General features: G+C 44.8%; 16 protein-coding genes and 8 tRNA genes. 22 read left to right on the top strand and 2 right to left on the bottom strand.

Annotated features, from left to right (window positions below; translation table 11 throughout):
• The first annotated feature begins 4 nt into the window (after positions 1-4).
• The 3 genes from CAG57_RS09305 to rpoS all read left to right on the top strand — a co-directional run bounded on the left by CAG57_RS09305 (position 5) and on the right by rpoS (position 2622).
• Positions 5-631 (top strand): protein-L-isoaspartate(D-aspartate) O-methyltransferase, encoded by a 627-nt coding sequence (locus CAG57_RS09305; RefSeq protein WP_099611776.1) that lies wholly within the window; start codon positions 5-7, stop codon positions 629-631.
• Positions 631-1566 carry a murein hydrolase activator NlpD gene (nlpD, locus tag CAG57_RS09300; protein ID WP_161427324.1) on the top strand — a complete coding sequence of 312 codons (936 nt, stop codon included), beginning with the start codon at positions 631-633 and terminating at the stop codon, positions 1564-1566. Before CAG57_RS09305 ends, nlpD begins: the two co-directional genes overlap by 1 nt.
• 66 nt (positions 1567-1632) lie before the next feature.
• A complete protein-coding gene (gene rpoS / locus CAG57_RS09295) occupies positions 1633-2622 on the top strand; it encodes an RNA polymerase sigma factor RpoS (protein WP_161427323.1) in 990 nt (329 codons plus the stop codon).
• Positions 2623-2687: 65 nt separating this feature from the next.
• On the opposite strand, the gene mutS is transcribed toward rpoS, so the two are convergent.
• Positions 2688-5270, bottom strand: coding sequence for a DNA mismatch repair protein MutS (gene mutS / locus CAG57_RS09290; RefSeq protein ID WP_161427322.1), 2583 nt, complete (start codon positions 5268-5270; stop codon positions 2688-2690).
• Positions 5271-5493: 223 nt separating this feature from the next.
• Complete coding sequence (gene cysM, locus CAG57_RS09285) at positions 5494-6384, bottom strand: cysteine synthase CysM (protein ID WP_161427321.1); 891 nt, start codon at positions 6382-6384, stop codon at positions 5494-5496.
• Between the two features lie 219 nt (positions 6385-6603).
• On the opposite strand from cysM, the gene cysP reads away from it, so the two are divergent.
• The 19 genes from cysP to CAG57_RS09190 all read left to right on the top strand — a co-directional run bounded on the left by cysP (position 6604) and on the right by CAG57_RS09190 (position 19097).
• Positions 6604-7605, top strand: a complete 1002-nt coding sequence (gene cysP, locus CAG57_RS09280; RefSeq protein ID WP_161427320.1) for a thiosulfate ABC transporter substrate-binding protein CysP — start codon at positions 6604-6606, stop codon at positions 7603-7605.
• Positions 7606-7665: 60 nt separating this feature from the next.
• Positions 7666-8523, top strand: coding sequence for a sulfate/thiosulfate ABC transporter permease CysT (gene cysT, locus CAG57_RS09275; protein WP_161427319.1), 858 nt, complete (start codon positions 7666-7668; stop codon positions 8521-8523).
• A gap of 12 nt (positions 8524-8535) precedes the next feature.
• On the top strand, positions 8536-9399 hold the full coding sequence (gene cysW / locus CAG57_RS09270) for a sulfate ABC transporter permease subunit CysW (protein ID WP_099611782.1): 864 nt from the start codon (positions 8536-8538) through the stop codon (positions 9397-9399).
• On the top strand, positions 9396-10523 hold the full coding sequence (locus CAG57_RS09265) for a sulfate/molybdate ABC transporter ATP-binding protein (RefSeq protein ID WP_161427318.1): 1128 nt from the start codon (positions 9396-9398) through the stop codon (positions 10521-10523). Before cysW ends, CAG57_RS09265 begins: the two co-directional genes overlap by 4 nt.
• Positions 10524-10636: 113 nt before the next feature.
• Entirely contained in the window at positions 10637-11128 is a 492-nt protein-coding gene (pncC, locus tag CAG57_RS09260) for a nicotinamide-nucleotide amidase (RefSeq protein ID WP_099611784.1), read from the top strand.
• Between the two features lie 142 nt (positions 11129-11270).
• Positions 11271-12317, top strand: a complete 1047-nt coding sequence (gene recA / locus CAG57_RS09255; RefSeq protein WP_099611785.1) for a recombinase RecA — start codon at positions 11271-11273, stop codon at positions 12315-12317.
• Between the two features lie 65 nt (positions 12318-12382).
• The gene (gene recX, locus CAG57_RS09250; protein WP_099611786.1) at positions 12383-12880 is read left to right on the top strand and encodes a recombination regulator RecX; all 498 of its coding nucleotides are present in this window, start codon (positions 12383-12385) and stop codon (positions 12878-12880) included.
• 141 nt (positions 12881-13021) lie between these two features.
• Positions 13022-15604 carry an alanine--tRNA ligase gene (gene alaS, locus CAG57_RS09245; protein WP_161427317.1) on the top strand — a complete coding sequence of 861 codons (2583 nt, stop codon included), beginning with the start codon at positions 13022-13024 and terminating at the stop codon, positions 15602-15604.
• A gap of 198 nt (positions 15605-15802) precedes the next feature.
• Positions 15803-16990, top strand: a complete 1188-nt coding sequence (locus tag CAG57_RS09240) for an aspartate kinase (protein ID WP_161427316.1) — start codon at positions 15803-15805, stop codon at positions 16988-16990.
• 90 nt (positions 16991-17080) lie between these two features.
• On the top strand, positions 17081-17278 hold the full coding sequence (gene csrA, locus CAG57_RS09235) for a carbon storage regulator CsrA (RefSeq protein WP_099611788.1): 198 nt from the start codon (positions 17081-17083) through the stop codon (positions 17276-17278).
• A 225-nt stretch (positions 17279-17503) separates the two neighbouring features.
• Positions 17504-17596, top strand: a tRNA-Ser gene (locus CAG57_RS09230).
• A 33-nt stretch (positions 17597-17629) separates the two neighbouring features.
• Positions 17630-17706 (top strand) — tRNA-Arg (locus tag CAG57_RS09225).
• Positions 17707-17728: 22 nt separating this feature from the next.
• A tRNA-Ser gene (locus CAG57_RS09220) sits at positions 17729-17821 on the top strand.
• 64 nt (positions 17822-17885) lie between these two features.
• Positions 17886-17962: transfer RNA gene (locus CAG57_RS09215), tRNA-Arg, on the top strand.
• A 35-nt stretch (positions 17963-17997) separates the two neighbouring features.
• Positions 17998-18074 (top strand) — tRNA-Arg (locus tag CAG57_RS09210).
• 69 nt (positions 18075-18143) lie between these two features.
• A tRNA-Arg gene (locus CAG57_RS09205) sits at positions 18144-18220 on the top strand.
• Between the two features lie 35 nt (positions 18221-18255).
• Positions 18256-18332: transfer RNA gene (locus CAG57_RS09200), tRNA-Arg, on the top strand.
• 69 nt (positions 18333-18401) lie between these two features.
• A tRNA-Arg gene (locus CAG57_RS09195) sits at positions 18402-18478 on the top strand.
• Between the two features lie 367 nt (positions 18479-18845).
• Positions 18846-19097 carry an oxaloacetate decarboxylase subunit gamma gene (locus CAG57_RS09190; RefSeq protein ID WP_099611789.1) on the top strand — a complete coding sequence of 84 codons (252 nt, stop codon included), beginning with the start codon at positions 18846-18848 and terminating at the stop codon, positions 19095-19097.
• Positions 19098-19108: the final 11 nt, after the last annotated feature.

Below are 19108 nucleotides of genomic sequence, written 5' to 3'. Positions count from 1 at the left end.
ATCAATGGCAAACCCGAAAGCGGATAAATTGGTTGAATTTTTAATCCATCAGGGCATTGATGATCATCACGTCTTATCGGCGATACATACATTGCCTCGCGAACGCTTTGTTTCTCAGGCAATGATGCATCAAGCGTATGATAATAACGCATTACCTATTGGCTTAGGGCAAACGATTTCTCAGCCTTATATTGTGGCAAAAATGACCCAAATGTTAGCACTAACGCCCTCTAGCCGTGTGTTAGAAGTCGGGACGGGATCAGGGTATCAAACGGCAGTGTTGGCACAACTTGTTGAGCATGTTTTTTCCATTGAGCGGATTAAAAGCTTGCAGTGGGAAGCGAAGCGGCGTTTGAAGCAACTGGATATTTATAATGTTTCTACTAAGCATAGTGATGGATGGCAAGGTTGGCCAGCCAAAGCGCCCTTTGATGCCATTATTGTGACTGCCGCGGCGCAAGAAATTCCACAAGCGCTACTTGAGCAACTCAATGATGGTGGACGTTTAGTGATCCCTGTTGGCAATGATGAACAACAACTACTAAAAATTGTTCGGCAAGGAGATACTTGGGTGAGTCAGGTGGTCGAAATGGTACGTTTTGTTCCTTTAATTGCCGGTGAATTGGCGTAATGTGGAGCCAGTTCAGGTTCGGTTGGGTCATTGCTCTGTGTAGCTTGATGTTCGGCTGCACCTCGCTGACTCCTGCTCCCGTGTCTGGACTGAATAAAGACTATCATTCAATTCCTAGAGGAAGTTATCGAGGAAGTTATTACCAAGTAAAGAAGGGGGATACACTCTACTTTATTTCTTATATTACCGACAAAGATGTGAATGATATAATTCGTTACAATCAATTACAGCCCCCTTATACCATCCATCCGGGGCAAAAAATACGTCTTTGGCAGCCAGCTTATACGCCGCCAGCATACGGTGGTACAGGTGCCGGGGCTATTGTATCCACGGCCTCTGCAGCCTCTAATGTCAAAAAAACGGTGGTGGTTCCTCCTCCTATTCCCAGTGTGAGCAAAACCACGAATCCTGTTTCAACTTCTCAAAATCATAAAAAAACAGCCTCTTCAGTGAGCAAAACTTCACCAAAATCTATTGATCAGGGAAAAACAAAAGGGTATGTTGGTGGTGAAAGTAAAATAAATGTTAATAATAAGGTTGTCACTAAACCGAAACAATCTAATGATAAAATCGCTAAGTGGTTGTGGCCAACAAAAGGGAGGGTTATCAAAAACTTTTCGGCAGGAGATCAAGGAAATAAAGGGATAGATATTGCGGGTCAACGCGGTCAATCGATTATTTCTACTGCAGCCGGAACCGTTGTGTATTCAGGCAATGCGCTACGAGGTTATGGAAACTTGATTATTATCAAGCACAATGATCATTACTTAAGTGCTTATGCTCATAATGATCAATTGCTGGTAAAAGAAGGGCAAAGTATTAAAGCTGGACAAAAAATAGCAACGATGGGCAGTTCAGGAACCAACAGCGTCCGTCTACACTTTGAAATTCGTTATCAAGGCAAACCGGTGAATCCACAACGTTACTTACCATAAATTGATGAAGAGTATATCGCGACATTTGACGTTTTAATGTCTTGCTAGCTCGCCAGGGGAGGCGTTATGAGTATCAGCAATACAGCAGTAACTAAAGTCGAAGATTTTGATTTTGGCCCAGAGGTTCTCAATACCCTAGAGTCAGACTCTACCATTGAGCAATCACCCTCCAACACTAACCTCCGAGAAGAATATGACGCATCAAGTAAAAGCTTAGATGCGACACAAATGTACCTTAGTGAAATTGGCTTCTCACCATTACTGACTGCAGAAGAAGAAGTGCTTTATGCTCGAAGAGCATTACGAGGCGACGATGCAGCACGTCAACGTATGATTGAAAGTAACCTTCGTTTAGTCGTGAAAATTTCTCGCCGTTATAGTAATCGAGGGCTCGCTTTATTGGATTTAATCGAAGAGGGCAACTTAGGTCTGATTCGTGCGGTAGAGAAGTTTGATCCTGAACGCGGTTTTCGTTTTTCAACCTACGCCACTTGGTGGATTCGACAAACGATTGAACGAGCACTGATGAATCAAACTCGTACGATACGTTTACCGATTCATGTGGTTAAAGAACTCAATATTTATTTACGTACCGCGCGTGAACTCTCTCAGCGCTTGGATCATGAGCCCACCGCAGAAGATATTGCAGCAGAACTGGACAAATCTGTTGATGATGTTAATAAAATGCTGCGTTTAAATGAAAGAATTAACTCGGTGGACACACCAATTGGTGGCGATGGCGATAAAGCATTGCTGGATATTATTCCTGACTCTAACCATTCAGATCCTGAATTTTCAACTCAAGATGATAATATTCGAGACTCATTGATGAATTGGTTGGATGAGCTGAATCCAAAACAGAAAGAGGTATTGGCTCGTCGCTTTGGTCTATTAGGCTATGAACCATCAACCCTTGAAGAAGTGGGAAGGGAAATTAGTTTAACTCGTGAACGAGTAAGACAAATTCAAGTTGAAGGATTACGCCGGTTACGAGAAATTTTACTCAAGCAAGGGTTGAATATGGAGGCGTTGTTTAGTGTTGAAAATGACAGCTAAACCGATTCGCCCCTAACCGTAATACAGGCACTTATATGAGTGCCTGTATTGGTTGAACCATGTTATTACAGCATTTTCTTTAATCGATATAACGCTTCTAATGCTTGGCGAGGCGTTAGATCGTCAGGATCAATACCAGCTAAAGCTTGCTCTACTTCACTCGGTTCTGGAATTAAACTCAGTTGATTGGCAATATCAACATGGGCGCTTTTTTTCTCTGGTGATAAGCTAAGTTGTTCTAACTGGCTAAGTTTCGCTCTAGCTTGTGTGATCACCGCTTTAGGGACGCCAGCCAAACCAGCAACAGCTAAACCATAGGATTTACTCGCGGCACCTTCTTGCACAGCATGCATAAATGCAATGCTATCGCCGTGCTCAATGGCATCTAAATGGACGTTGGCTAAGTGAGGTAACTGGTTGGGTAATTCCGTCAACTCAAAATAATGGGTGGCAAATAAGGTTAGCGCACCGATCTTTTTTGCTAGCCATTCTGCGCTGGCCCAAGCCAGTGATAGGCCATCATAGGTACTGGTGCCTCGGCCAATTTCATCCATTAACACTAAACTACGATGGGTGGCATTGTGTAAGATATTGGCTGTTTCTGTCATTTCAACCATAAAGGTTGATCGACCCGAAGCGAGATCATCCGATGCACCAATACGCGTAAAAATACGATCAAGTATTCCGATTTTGGCTGATGCCGCTGGCACATAACTTCCGATGTGAGCCATCAGTGCAATCAAAGCAGTTTGACGCATATAGGTTGATTTTCCCCCCATATTCGGCCCTGTTATGATTAACATTTTCCGCTGTGGGTGTAGCTCTACGGGGTTGGCAATAAAAGGAGCATCCATCACTTGTTCTACAACCGGATGGCGTCCTGCTTGAATATGTAACCCTACATTTTCGCTTAAAGTCGGACGGCAGTAATCTAAACTTTCTGCTCTTTCGGCTAAATTTTGTAACACATCTAATTGAGAGAGAGCAGAGGCTAAGTTTTGCATATGTTCTAAATCGGGCAGTAGCTGATCAAATAATTCATCCCATAGCTGTTTTTCTAACGCCAATGCTTTTGATTTCGAGTTTAAAACTTTGTCTTCATGCTCTTTTAGCTCAGGAATAATGTAACGCTCGGCATTTTTTAATGTTTGACGACGCACATAATGGGGCGGCACAAGGTGGCTTTGGCCACGGCTGACTTGAATATAAAAGCCATGCACGTTGTTATAACCCACTTTTAAGGTATCAATGCCATGCCGTTCACGCTCTTCGGCTTCTAATTGGGCTAGATATTCAGTAGCACCTGCTGCTAAGTTGCGCCATTCATCTAATTCTGCGTTATATCCGTCAGCCAGTACACCGCCATCACGGATCACTACTGGAGGGTTATCTTTGATGGCTCGCTCAAGTAATTGACATAATTCGTCCATCGGTTGCACATCTTGCCGTAGTTGCTGTAAGTAAGGCAGCGTCACAGAGGCTAAGCATTCATTGAGTTCAGGTAACTGTTGCAGTGCATGACGCAGTCGAGCGAGATCGCGTGGTCGAGCAGAACGTAAGGCGAGGCGAGCTAAAATCCGTTCAATATCACCAATCTGCTTGAGTATAGGCTGTAAATCCGCAAACAGGGCCTGCTGTTTAAGTTCGCCAATCGTATCTAATCGTTGATTTAAACGGTCGATGCTGCGCATGGGTTGATGAATCCAGCGCTTGAGCATTCGGCTGCCCATTGGCGTTGCGCAATGGTCTAAAACGTCTGCCAGTGTGTTGTCAGTGCTGCCCGATAAATTTTGTGTCAGTTCTAAATTACGGCGAGTGGCGGCATCAAGAATAACCGACTGATCTTGACTATCGAAAGTGAGTGCCCGAATGTGGGGGAGTGCGGTACGCTGGGTATCTTTGACGTATTGAATTAGGCATCCCGCAGCACAAAGCCCTAATTTTGCTTGTTCGACGCCAAATCCGACTAAGTCTCGGGTACCAAATTGTTGATTAAGTTGCTGCTTTGCGGTGTCGAGTTCAAATTCCCATATCGGACGGCGACGGTTACCTTTACGGTTGGCCATCAATTGAACGGCGGAGAAATCTTCTGGAAACAGCAATTCTCTCGGCGAGGTGCGTTGTAGCTCTGCAGCCATTGATTCTAGAGAGTCCGGTTCGCAGAGTTGAAAGCGCCCAGAGGTAATATCAAGTGTAGCGTAACCAAATTTACCCTCTTGATGATAAATCGCAGCAATCAGGTTATCACTTCGTTCTGAAAGTAAGGCTTCATCGGTAATGGTACCCGGGGTAACAATACGCACGACTTTTCTTTCGACCGGGCCTTTACTGGTGGCCGGATCGCCAATCTGCTCGCAGATAGCGACCGACTCACCAAGCTGAACCAGCTTGGCTAGGTACCCCTCAACAGCGTGGTAGGGAACACCGGCCATAGGAATGGGTTCCCCAGCTGAAGCGCCACGCTTGGTGAGCGAAATATCCAACAGTTGTGAAGCTCGTTTGGCGTCATCGTAAAATAATTCATAAAAATCCCCCATACGATAAAACAATAGGATGTCAGGATTTTCAGCTTTTAGCTTCAGATATTGTCGCATCATCGGGGTATGTTGTTGCTCTAACTCTACTGAAGAAGCCTTGGATATACTCATGTTATTTATCACTCGGTGGCCAAGTCGTGTTGCTGACAGTCAAAGCGCTTTCAGTGGGATAGAAAGTCACTGTACTACGGCACTTTCTGATCATGCGGCCATCTTTGATCAGAACCTGAAAATAGTTAAAGAGAATAACAAATTTCGCTATTGCTGAGCAATCAAGCGATGCATCGGAAAATCGGAGTGGTAAAAGGGTACCACTCCTTCGGTGATCAAGTGCTTAAGAAAAAAGCCCAGAAGAGAGGTAACGATCCCCGCGATCGCAGATTATCGCAACCACAACAGAGCCGGGATTGGCTTTAGCAACTTGTAGAGCAGCAAAAACTGCACCTCCAGAGCTTACGCCTGCACAAATACCTTCTTGTATGGCTAAGGCGCGTGCGGTATTGATTGCATCTTGTTCGGTAATATCTAAGATGACATCTACTCGGGACTGTTCAAAAATACCGGGGAGGTATGCTTGGGGCCAGCGCCGAATTCCGGGAATCGCGCTTCCTTCAGCCGGCTGTAGTCCAACAATGGTCATGTCAGGGTTTTGTGATTTTAAGTAGCGTGAGGTGCCCATAATGGTGCCCGTTGTCCCCATGCTTGAAACAAAGTGAGTGATTTTTCCTTGGCTTTGTTGCCAGATCTCCGGCCCTGTAGAACGAAAATGCGCATCCGGATTATCGGGATTATTAAATTGATCTAATACCTTGCCTTTTCCTTCACTTTGCATTTGGAGAGCTAAGTCTCGAGCACCTTCCATTCCCTGCGCTTTACTGACAAGAATCAGTTCACAGCCATACGCTTGCATCGCATCTTTGCGCTCTTGGGTTGCATTGTCTGGCATGATTAAAATCATTTTGTAGCCTTTAATCGCGGCCGCCATTGCTAAAGCAATGCCCGTATTGCCACTGGTGGCTTCAATAAGGGTATCTCCGGGCTGAATCTCGCCGCGCAGCTCTGCTTGCACAATCATATTGAGGGCAGGGCGATCTTTAACTGAACCTGCCGGGTTATTGCCTTCGAGTTTGACTAAGACTGTGCTGGAGGTGTGTGCGGTCAGCCGCTGTAAACGCACCAGAGGGGTTTGTCCAACATAGGCTTCAATAGTGGGAAAGTCAGCCACGTGCTTATCCTTAATATAAATAGTGGATGGATCCGTTATGATGATCAAATCAACAACTCGCTTTCTATATTACAAGTATGTTACTCAAAGGGGCATACAATTTATTGCTAGATTTTATTCCAAAAAGTTCTATTAGGATGCTTTTTTATAATTCAATTTCCTCATACTCTACTGATTAAGAAAGCCATGCTGGCCATCGTAATTATGGAGTAGGAAAATATGAAATTGATTAAATCAGCGCTAGCTGGTCTATTAATGCTAGGGTCATTGAATGTATCTGCTGCCGATCAAACCATTCTCAATTCGTCATACGATATTGCTCGTGAGCTGTTTTCCGCTTATAACCCATTGTTTATTCAACATTGGAAAGACAAAACAGGTCAAACGGTAGACGTTAAACAGTCGCATGGCGGCTCTTCTGCTCAAGCTCGTTCTATCTTACAAGGTCTAGCGGCTGATGTGGTGACTTTTAATCAGGTTACGGATGTGCAGATCTTACATGATCGCGGTAAGTTGATCGCGGCAAATTGGCAGGAAAAACTGCCCAATGCCAGCTCACCCTATTATTCCACCACCGCTTTTTTAGTTCGTAAAGGTAACCCAAAGAATATTCAAGATTGGAACGATCTTGCACGAGAAGACGTTGCTTCTGTTTTTCCTAATCCCAAGACATCAGGCAATGCGCGCTATACCTATCTCGCCGCTTTAGGCTATGCACAAAAAACCTTTGGCCGAGATGCTCAGGCAGCACAAGATAAATTCCTTAAACAATTTTTAGCTAACGTAGCCGTGTTTGATACCGGTGGCCGCGGCGCGACAACCTCATTTGTTGAACGTGGTATCGGTGATGTTTTAATCACTTTTGAATCGGAAGTGAATAATATTCGTCAGCAATATGGCGTCGATGATTATCAAGTGGTGGTTCCCAAAACTTCGATCTTAGCCGAGTTTCCTGTCGCGGTGGTGGAAAAGACGACTCAACGCAAAGGAACCCATGCCGTAGCAACAGAATATTTGTCATATCTCTATAGTGAAGAGGCCCAGCGTTTGTTAGCCGGATTTAACTATCGGGTGCACAATGAAACGGTCAAAAGCGAATTTGCCGATCACTTTCCAGAGGTGGAATTGCTGACGGTTGAAAGTATCGCAGGCGGTTGGGATAACGCGATGAAAATGCATTTTGCGAATGGAGCAAAGCTAGACCAATTGCAACGTCGTTAATCGATCTTGCCACTTGCCAGTCGAGTGGCTCTTTTTGCTTAATAGAGTTTAAGAGGGCTTATGAGTCATACTCTTACTGCCGCTACCCTTCGGCCACGACATCAAAGAGTGCTGCCAGGTTTTGGGATCAGCCTCGGTACATCACTATTTTTTATCAGTTTGATATTACTGCTTCCGGCCAGTGGCTTGATTATGCAAACCAGTCAAATGTCATGGAGTGACTATTGGCAAGTGATTACAGACCCTCGTGTGGTGGCCAGTTATAAAGTGACGATTGGAGCGGCGCTCATGGCTTCGATCTTTAATGGGCTACTTGGTCTGCTGTTAGCTTGGGTACTGGTTCGTTATGATTTTTATGGTAAGCGAATTCTTGATGCTTTGGTCGATTTACCTTTTGCGTTGCCGACGGCCGTTGCTGGGATTACCTTAGCAACACTCTATTCATCAAACGGTTGGGTGGGAAGTATTCTGGAATCATTGGGAATTAAAATCGCTTATACCCCGCTTGGTATTGTGTTGGCAATGACATTTACCAGTATTCCGTTTGTCGTTCGCACGGTTCAACCCGTATTAGAAGACATATCTAAACAAGAAGAAGAGGCAGGGATGACTCTGGGGGCTTCAGATAGCACGGTTTTTTGGAAAGTGATTATGCCGTCGATTCGCCCTGCGCTTTTGGTCGGCGTTGCTTTATCGTTTACACGTAGTTTGGGGGAGTTTGGCGCAGTCATTTTTATTGCAGGCAATATGCCTTATGTGAGTGAAATTACCTCATTAATGATTTTTGTGCGTTTGCAAGAGTTTGATTTCCCTGCGGCCAGTGCGATTGCGTCAGTAGTGTTGATCACTTCTTTATTATTGTTGTTTGCTATCAATGTATGGCAAGGCGCTTATCTGCGTCGTATTCATGGACGTTAAGGAATAAAAAAGATGAGTGGACATCAACCCCGACGTGTCGGTGAAAGCCCTTGGGTTAAATGGAGTTTGATTACATTGGCGCTATTTTGGGTGACCTTATTATTGATTATTCCTTTGGTCAGCATTTTTCAGCAAGCCTTTGCTAGTGGTTTATCCAATTACTTAAAGAGTTTACTTGCCGCGGATACACGTCATGCGATTGGTTTAACCTTGATGGTCGCACTACTGACGGTACCGGTTAATTTAGTATTTGGTGTGTTGCTGGCTTGGGCGGTAACACGCTTTGAATTTCACGGCCGAAAAATACTAGTGACGTTAATTGATATTCCTTTTGCGGTTTCCCCTGTTGTGGCTGGGCTGTTGTATCTACTGTTGTATGGCAGCAGCGGTTGGTTAGGAGCATGGTTGTTTGAACGTGATTTACAAGTCATGTTCGCTTGGCCGGGGATTGTGTTGGTGACCATTTTTGTGACTTGTCCTTTTGTCGCGCGTGAATTAATTCCATTAATGCAGCAACAAGGACGATCTGATGAAGAGGCGGCAGTCATTTTGGGCGCATCGTGGTGGCAACTGTTTCGCCGTGTTACTTTGCCTAATATCAAGTGGGCACTCATTTATGGGGTGATTTTAACCAATGCGCGAGCGATTGGTGAATTTGGTGCCGTCGCGGTCGTTTCCGGTAATATTCGTGGCGAAACCAACACCTTGCCACTGCACGTGCAATTACTTTATGAAGATTATCAATCGGAAGCTGCATTCGCGAGTGCCTCATTATTAGCCTTTATCGCCTTATTAACCCTTATCTTTAAAGCCTATGTGGAATGGCGACAAGAATATAACCAGATAAAAAACAACAGTGAGCAAGGGACGGTATGAGTATACGTTTAGATAATATCTGCAAAAACTTTGGTCAATTTCAAGCCATTTCCCCGCTCTCTTTACATATTGATGATGGAGAGATGGTCGGTCTGCTTGGGCCATCTGGATCAGGGAAAACTACGCTATTACGGATCATTGCTGGTTTAGAAGGAGCGGATAGCGGCACGATTCACTTTGGTAATAGAAACGTGACCAATGTGCATGTTCGTGAGCGTCGCGTCGGATTTGTCTTTCAAAATTATGCGCTCTTTCGCCATATGACGGTGGCAGATAATGTCGCTTTTGGTTTACAAGTGATGGAACGACGCAAAAGGCCGCCAGCTGCAGTGATCGCTCAGCGCGTAAAACAGTTATTAGACATTGTTCAGTTAGGGCATCTCGCTGAGCGTTATCCAGAGCAACTTTCTGGAGGACAAAAGCAACGTATTGCATTAGCACGCGCGTTAGCGACCCAACCTGAAGTATTGCTACTCGATGAGCCTTTTGGAGCATTAGATGCCAAGGTACGTAAAGAGTTACGCCGCTGGTTACGTAACCTACATGATGAATTGAGCTTTACCAGTGTTTTTGTCACCCATGATCAAGACGAAGCATTAGAACTGTCAGATCGTGTCGTGGTGATGAGTGATGGACGGATTGAGCAGATTGACTCTCCCGTACAGCTTTATGCTCAACCTAACAGTCGGTTTGTGTTCGATTTTTTTGGTAATGTGAATGTGTTCCAAGCCGAGTGGCAACATGAACAGTGGGCTAATGGTCAGGCATTTATCTTGCCACCAAAACAACAAGCCATTTGTCACTCTGGCAAGCTTTATGTCCGCAGCCATGAGTTAACTTTGTCGCGCAAGCCTAACAGCCAAGCATCGTTACCATTTGAGGTTATTTCTATCAACCCGGTTGGCGCGGAAGTGCGTGTTGAATTGGCACCGTTAGGATGGCAAAGTAATGATCACTGGGAAGCGAAATTAACCCACCGAGCATTAAGCGAACAACCGTTGACTCGCGGCGATCATACCTTCGCAACACCACAAGTCGGTTATTTTTTTGGTGAGCAGCAAAGTACCCCACACGTGATCCGTTGGCCATTCTTAGATGCTGATAGTCTAATGTTTGAAATATAACTTCATGTTATATATTACAGCCTTGCATGGGTACGCTTATGTGCCCATGGTATGTTCTCATCACTCGAACTGTGCTAAGGGTATATACCTAATCCGTATCAATGGAGAGAAACATGACAACGCTATTTTCATTAAGCCAGCAATTAGGCCAACAGCTATTACGAAGTCACCAGGTGTTAACCAGTGCCGAGTCGTGTACCGGCGGCGGGGTTGCTTTTGCTATTACCGACATTCCGGGCAGTTCGGCTTGGTTTGATCGTGCTTTTGTTACCTATAGTAATCAGGCCAAACAAGAGATGATTGGTGTGCAAAGCGAAACATTGGCTAAATTTGGTGCGGTTTCTGAGCCGGTGGTACAAGAAATGGTACAAGGGGCGCTGGCGCATTCACGTGCGACAATGGGAGTGGCGATCAGTGGAATTGCTGGCCCGGATGGTGGTAGTGAAGAGAAACCGGTTGGAACGGTTTGCTTTGCTTGGGCTGATACACAAGGTTGGCAAAAAATTGAGACAAGGCATTTTACTGGCGATCGAGCGCAAGTTCGTCAACAGGCGATGATTCATGCATTACAAACCATAGCGGATTATTTACCTGCGCTCAGTTAACTTGAGGTCAAACACAAATTTTTCTACACAGCTCTGGACACTGTATGAATCAACAGTATAATGAGTAGCAACTTGACGAATCTGTCGACACACTATCTAAGCATTCACCGCTCACCATTTAGGTGACAGTCTGGAGAAAGTAATGGACGAGAATAAACAAAAAGCATTGGCCGCCGCGCTTGGTCAAATTGAAAAGCAATTCGGTAAAGGCTCGATCATGCGCCTCGGTGATAACCGAGCCATGGATGTTGAAACCATTTCAACCGGTTCTCTTTCTCTCGATATCGCATTAGGTGCGGGTGGTTTGCCAATGGGGCGAATTGTGGAAGTGTTTGGCCCTGAATCTTCAGGTAAAACCACACTAACCCTTGAATTGATTGCTTCTGCACAGCGAGAAGGTAAAACCTGTGCTTTTATTGATGCAGAACACGCACTTGATCCTGTCTACGCACGCAAATTGGGCGTGAATATTGATGAACTTTTGGTATCCCAGCCTGATACGGGTGAACAAGCGCTGGAAATCTGTGATGCGCTAGCGCGTTCAGGAGCCGTGGATGTTATCGTTGTCGACTCTGTGGCGGCATTAACCCCAAAAGCTGAAATTGAAGGTGAAATGGGGGATAGCCACATGGGGCTTCAGGCGCGTATGCTTTCTCAAGCAATGCGTAAATTAACAGGTAACCTCAAACAGTCTAATTGTATGTGTATCTTCATCAACCAAATTCGGATGAAAATTGGTGTGATGTTTGGTAACCCAGAAACCACAACCGGTGGTAACGCACTAAAATTCTATGCTTCGGTTCGTCTTGATATTCGCCGTACCGGTGCCATAAAAGAGGGTGACGAGGTTGTTGGTAACGAAACTCGTATTAAAGTGGTTAAAAATAAAATAGCGGCACCATTTAAAGAAGCGAATACCCAAATCATGTATGGCCAAGGCTTTAACCGAGAAGGTGAACTTGTCGATCTGGGGGTCAAACATAAGCTGATTGAAAAAGCGGGCGCTTGGTATAGCTACAACGGCGATAAAATTGGTCAAGGTAAAGCCAATGCTTGTAAATTCTTACGAGAAAATCCTGAAGCTGCTAAAACGATTGATAGCAAGTTACGTGAAATGTTACTAAGTCCAGAACAAATTGCAGTTGAAGAGCCTGAGTTTGGGATTGTACCTGAGCAAGACGAATTGTAAGTGCGGTTTTATCTGGTTTATTTAGCCCTGCTTTGCAGGGTTTTTTTACAATTGGAGCATTCGATATGTCTTTTCTTCCTCACAGCAAAGGAGAACTTAAGCCCCAAAGACGTTGCCAAGAGAGTGCGCTGGGATTGTTAAGTCGGCGAGATCATAGCCAATATGAACTGATGCAAAAGCTTTTGATGAAAGGATTTTCGCACTCAGATGTTGAGCAAGCCATTTTATACTGCCAGCACTATGGTTATATCGATGATTTACGCTACGCACTTAGTGTTATTCGTCAGCATATCAGTAAAGGACATGGTGAGAGACGGATTCGTCAATCTTTACAACAAAATCGAGTCAGTGATGATCTGATCGTCATCGCCTTTTCGCAAGTAGAGATCGACTGGTTTGAACTCGCCAAGCAGGCGGCAGATAAAAAATTTAACTCTTGCGCTTCTATCGACAGAAAAACGCAAGCAAAGCGTATTCGCTTTTTACAGTATCGTGGGTTTAGTTTTGAGCAAATTCAGTACGCATTATCTGATTTGAGTGAGATTGAAAATGAGTCTGCTTGACGCTGATGATCCCACCCCAGCCTTGTTTTTGAGAGGCTATGTTTTGCAATTTTCCTCTTTTAATTAAGAAAACTAGTCGAAGCCTTATCCATGCTTTACAATAGCTCAAAATTCTAACTTGAGTCATTCAGGAAGAGCTGCATGTATATGAGCACCGATGAGGTTCGCCGCGCGTACCTCTCATTCTTTGAAAGTAAAGGGCACCAGATCGTTGATAGTTCATCATTGGTGCCTACTAATGATCCGACCCTGCTATTTACTAACGCAGGAATGAACCAATTTAAAGATTGTTTTCTTGGCCTAGAAAAACGCGCTTATACGCGAGCGACAACCGCTCAACGTTGTGTACGTGCTGGTGGTAAGCATAATGATCTAGAAAACGTTGGCTTTACTGCTCGTCACCATACTTTTTTTGAAATGTTGGGTAACTTCAGTTTTGGTGACTATTTCAAAGAAGATGCGATTCAGTATGCATGGGAATTTCTCACCGAAGTTCTTCAGTTACCTAAAGAACGCTTATTGGTTACCGTGTATCAAACGGACGATGAAGCCTTTGATATTTGGCATCAAAAAGTCGGTATTCCACAAGATCGCATTATCCGCATTGGTGACAAACCTGGAGGGAAAGCTTACGAGTCGGACAACTTCTGGCAAATGGGTGATACCGGCCCTTGCGGTCCTTGTACCGAAATATTTTATGATCATGGTGAACACATTTTGGGTGGGCCTCCAGGATCAGCAGAAGAAGATGGTGATCGTTTTATTGAAATCTGGAACGTGGTGTTTATGCAGTTTAATCGCCATGCCGATGGAAAAATGGAGCCGTTACCGAAACCGTCGGTCGATACTGGAATGGGGATTGAACGGATTTCTGCGATTGTTCAAGGCGTCCACTCTAACTATGAGATTGATGTTTTCCAAACCTTGATCAAAGCGGCCGCCGAAGTGATTGGTGATCAAGACCTGACCAATCAATCATTGCGTGTGTTAGCCGACCATATCCGTTCATGTGCTTTCTTAATTGTCGATGGTGTAATGCCGTCGAACGAAGGGCGTGGCTATGTATTACGCCGGATTATTCGCCGTGCCGTTCGTCATGGTAATAAACTGAGTGCTCAAGGCGCATTTTTCTACAAGCTGGTGTCACCACTCATTGACGTTATGGGTAGTGCAGGCAAAGAGTTGCATAAACAGCAAGCGTTGGTTGAAAAAATCCTTCGTATTGAAGAAGAAAACTTTGGTCGTACTCTTGAACGAGGACTGGCTATTCTTAATGACGCGTTAGATGCCTTAACGGGTCAAGAGCTGGATGGTGAAACGGTTTTCAAACTGTATGATACTTATGGCTTTCCAGCCGATTTAACTAATGATGTAGCACGTGAACGAGGCTTTACCATTGATGAAGCGGGTTTTGAAACCGCAATGGAAGAGCAGCGTCAACGCGCTCGTGAAGCAGGGCACTTTGGTACAGACTATAATCGTTTGATTAAGGTTGAGGGCCAGTCTGAATTCTGTGGTTATAACGCAGTGCAACAGGCAAGCCCAGTATTAGCGATGTTTGTTGATGGTCAAGAGGTCAATGCGTTATCGGCGGGTGATAAGGCCATTGTGGTACTGGAGAAAACGCCGTTTTACGCTGAATCGGGTGGCCAATGTGGTGATACCGGCGTGTTAAAAACAGCGTCGGGGGTATTTCAAGTCGAAGATACTCAGAAATTAGGTCATGCCATAGCCCATTACGGCTTGTTACAAGAGGGGGTTATGGCCAAAGAAGATCAGGTTGAAGCGATCGTTGATGCCAAGCGCCGTGCTGCAATTTCACTAAACCATTCAGCCACTCACTTATTGCATGCGGCATTGCGTCAAGTGTTGGGTGAACATGTTGCCCAAAAAGGTTCACTCGTAAAAGCAGAAGGCTTGCGCTTTGACTTCTCACACCTTGAAGCGATGACCACTGATGAGCTTAAAGACGTTGAGCGCTTAGTTAATAGCCAAATTCGTCGTAATCATGTGATTGAAACGGCGATCATGGACATTGAAGCGGCGAAACAGAAAGGGGCGATGGCACTCTTTGGTGAAAAGTATGATGAGCAAGTACGCGTTCTTTCCATGGGTGACTTTTCAACCGAATTATGTGGTGGTATTCATGCCTCACATACAGGAGACATTGGCTTATTTAAGATTCTGTCCGAAGGCGGTATCGCGGCTGGAATTCGTCGCATTGAAGCGGTTACCGGTGAAGCCGCTCTCGATGCTTTAGAGAATCAGCAACATAAATACGAAGAAAAACTCTCTGAAACTGCCCATAAAGTGAAGCAACTTGAGAAAGAAATCCAGCAGTTGAAAGATAAATTGGCTACCCAAGCAAGCGCATCTTTAACCGATCAAGTGAAAGAGATCGCTGGGGTTAAAGTGCTTGTTGCACAACTCAATGGTGCTGATAATAAAGCACTACGTGGGATGGTTGATGAATTAAAAAATCAGCTAGGTAGCGGTATTATCATGTTAGGTAATGTCGTGGATGATAAAGTCGGCTTGATTGCAGGAGTGACCAAAGATTTGACCAGCAAAGTGAAAGCCGGAGATTTGGTTAATATGGTTGCACTACAAGTTGGTGGTAAAGGGGGCGGCCGCCCTGATATGGCACAAGCGGGAGGGAGTGACGCCAAAGCGCTTCCTTCTGCTTTAGAGTCTGTTGACGCTTGGATTGCAGAGCGTCTATAACATAGTGATAAGTTACGCTCAATCAATTATCTTTTGATTGAGCGTAATTTTATCTGGTTAACCAAGTGGTGTAATTGGCGTTGTTTTAAACAAAACCAGTTATCCACTTGGTTTTGTTGTTTATATCCCTCAATGACTCATCAAGCAATTGATTCATTGTTGGGGCCATGAGACTTTGTCTTGGGAAGGTGAATACTGGTGAAAAATCCCCTTATCGTACAAAAGTTCGGTGGAACGTCGGTCGGCTCTATTGAGAGAATATATACCGTTGCTGAACACATCATTAAAGCAAAAAATGATGGGAATCAAGTTGTTGTGGTTGTATCTGCCATGGCTGGTGAAACGAACCGTCTGTTGGGCCTTGCCCAACAAATTGAGCGTGTACCGAATGCAAGAGAGCTTGATGTTTTACTCTCTGCTGGTGAGCAAATGTCGATGGCATTACTTGCCATGGTTTTAAATAAATTGGGGTATCCCGCTTGTTCCCTTACTGGAACGCAAGCCAACATTGTCACCGATAACCAACACAACAATGCAACGATCAAGTCGATCGATACCCGAACCATTCGCGAATTATTGACTCAAGGGCTTATTGTGGTCATCGCAGGCTTCCAAGGGGTGAATGAGAAAGGGGATATCACCACATTAGGTCGAGGTGGATCGGACACGAGTGCCGTGGCGTTAGCTGGCGTACTCAACGCTGATGAATGTCAAATTTTTACGGATGTGGATGGCATATATACCTGTGATCCTCGCGTGGTGCCATCTGCGCGTAAATTGGCGGTGATCGACTTCCCTTCGATGGAAGAAATGGCCCGTAAAGGGGCGAAAGTGTTGCACTTACCTTGCGTTCAATATGCGTGGAAACATCAAGTCCCACTCAGAGTGTTATCGACCTTTGATACCAATCAAGGGAGCTTAATTAAAGGTGAGCGGGGAACACAGAACATATGTGGCATTGCGATTCAGAGGGAGATGCTACTCGTCAAGATTGAATCTGACGATGCCACGATTCTGGAAAAGCAGTGCCATATGCTGGGGATCGAACTATGGAATGTGATCGAGGAAGCAGAATGGACGGCGATAGTGATAAAACAGGACGCTTATGCGAAGTTAGAACTGGTGTTTAACGGTAAAATCCGCAATAGTGAACCTGTGAGTTTGTTAACCACCGTTGGATTGCAAGCTGCTATGTTGGTGGAGCATTCTTGTGCTTTATTGACCGAACAAGGGATAGATGTGCATTATGTCTCCACAAGCTCGCAATCATTGATGTTAACGCTTGCGCCGCATAAGGTGGATAATGCGGCTAATATTTTGCACAAGGCTTATATTTATTCGGACACTTCGCTGGCGTTTGAGGCAAAGCAGATGCTTTTAGGCTGATTTAGATGCAATAAAGTTTACTGGGAGATAACTTTTAGTAGATAATAGCGTAGTTGCAAGATAATACAGAGATTACTCAAGGAGCAAAGAATGCTAATTTTGACTCGCCGCGTTGGCGAAACACTGATGATCGGTGATGAAGTAACGGTAACAGTTTTGGGTGTAAAAGGTAATCAAGTACGGATAGGTGTTAACGCTCCCAAAGAAGTATCTGTGCACCGTGAAGAAATTTACATGCGCATTCAAGCAGAAAAAGGTAATGGTAACGTTGCTCCTAGCAACTACTAATTATCGAGATAAGGCTGGTATTAACCGGCCTTATTTATTTTTTGTTCGTTAAGAATCACGGTATTGTGCATTTGAAATAGCGTGATAAATCCTAGGCTTTGGTACTTAAGTGTAAAAAGTCAACGCTTTGGTTAAATAGCCAACGGTTAACGTTTTTTTTAAAACTTTTACCAAGAAAGTGTTTGACATATTTTTGGTAAATCGTAATATGTGCCTCCGCAAGACGGTGAGGTGGCCGAGAGGCTGAAGGCGCTCCCCTGCTAAGGGAGTATACGGTTTGTAGCCGTATCGAGGGTTCGAATCCCTCCCTCACCGCCATTCTTGCAAGGCTTATAATAATTAAGCAACTGCGCGTCCTTAGCTCAGCTGGATAGAGTACCTGGCTACGAACCAGGCGGTCGGAGGTTCGAATCCTCCAGGACGCGCCATATAATAGAGAAACATGCTTGTGGTGAGGTGGCCGAGAGGCTGAAGGCGCTCCCCTGCTAAGGGAGTATACGGTTTGTAGCCGTATCGAGGGTTCGAATCCCTCCCTCACCGCCATTTGTTGGTTTATTGCTAACAATTTTGTTTCGAAGAGATTTTAGTGTGATTTATCACATTCTGCGCGCTCATAGCTCAGCTGGATAGAGTACCTGGCTACGAACCAGGCGGTCGGAGGTTCGAATCCTCCTGAGCGCGCCATTATTTTAAGTTAGTGATATCGTCACTAGCGCCGTGCGTCCTTAGCTCAGCTGGATAGAGTACCTGGCTACGAACCAGGCGGTCGGAGGTTCGAATCCTCCAGGACGCGCCATTATTTAAGGTCATAAACAACCTTGGTGATTTGACTGTTGTGTAAAGTTTAATTTCACCGAAGCCCTGCGCGCTCATAGCTCAGCTGGATAGAGTACCTGGCTACGAACCAGGCGGTCGGAGGTTCGAATCCTCCTGAGCGCGCCATTATTTCAAGTTAGTGATATCATCACTAGCACCGTGCGTCCTTAGCTCAGCTGGATAGAGTACCTGGCTACGAACCAGGCGGTCGGAGGTTCGAATCCTCCAGGACGCGCCATTATTTAAGGTCATAAAAAACCTTGGTGATTTGACTGTTGTGTAAAGTTTAATTTCACCGAAGCCTTGCGCGCTCATAGCTCAGCTGGATAGAGTACCTGGCTACGAACCAGGCGGTCGGAGGTTCGAATCCTCCTGAGCGCGCCACCTTTTAAACCTCGCAATTAAGCGGGGTTTTGTTTTTTTACAATCCTGTAGCATTTTTTTTATTTCATTTTCACAACATACTGTTTTTATTGGTCTGTTCTCCTTTTACTAGCTGCATCTCAAATTTTATTTCAAATTCCTATTAATCTACTCATATTCACTAAAAACGTGCGAGTTTCTTAGCTCAATTACATCACGTTTTGTGATTTGTATGACGGTTCTTTCACTTGGTTACTCTGATTTGTTTAAAAATCCTAAACAAAATTGACAATTTTTCACAAGTCGAGATAATCCTGTTGGCTTTTGTCGGAATAATAATGGTTTATCGCAGACAATTGCTGTCAGGATGACACAGAAAGGAAGCAACATGACAAATATTGGAAGCCTGCTAGTTGATGCGGCTACCCTGATGGTTACAGGGATGGTCGTCGTATTTCTATTTTTAACCATTTTGGTCTATCTCGTTCGGTTCATGTCTAAATGGGTACCGCAAGAAGTACCTCAGACGATAGTCAGCCCCAAAAAATCGATTCAACCAACCTCTGCTGCAGTTCCCCCTCAGGTGGTAGCGGCTATCTCTGCCGCTGTACATCAGTACCGACACTCAGCTGCTAAGTAGTACCAATTAAA

The organism is Vibrio sp. V30_P3S12P165, assembly GCF_009904905.1.
Lineage (GTDB): Bacteria > Pseudomonadota > Gammaproteobacteria > Enterobacterales > Vibrionaceae > Vibrio > Vibrio fujianensis.
This window is presented reverse-complemented; position numbering and strand designations above follow the sequence as displayed.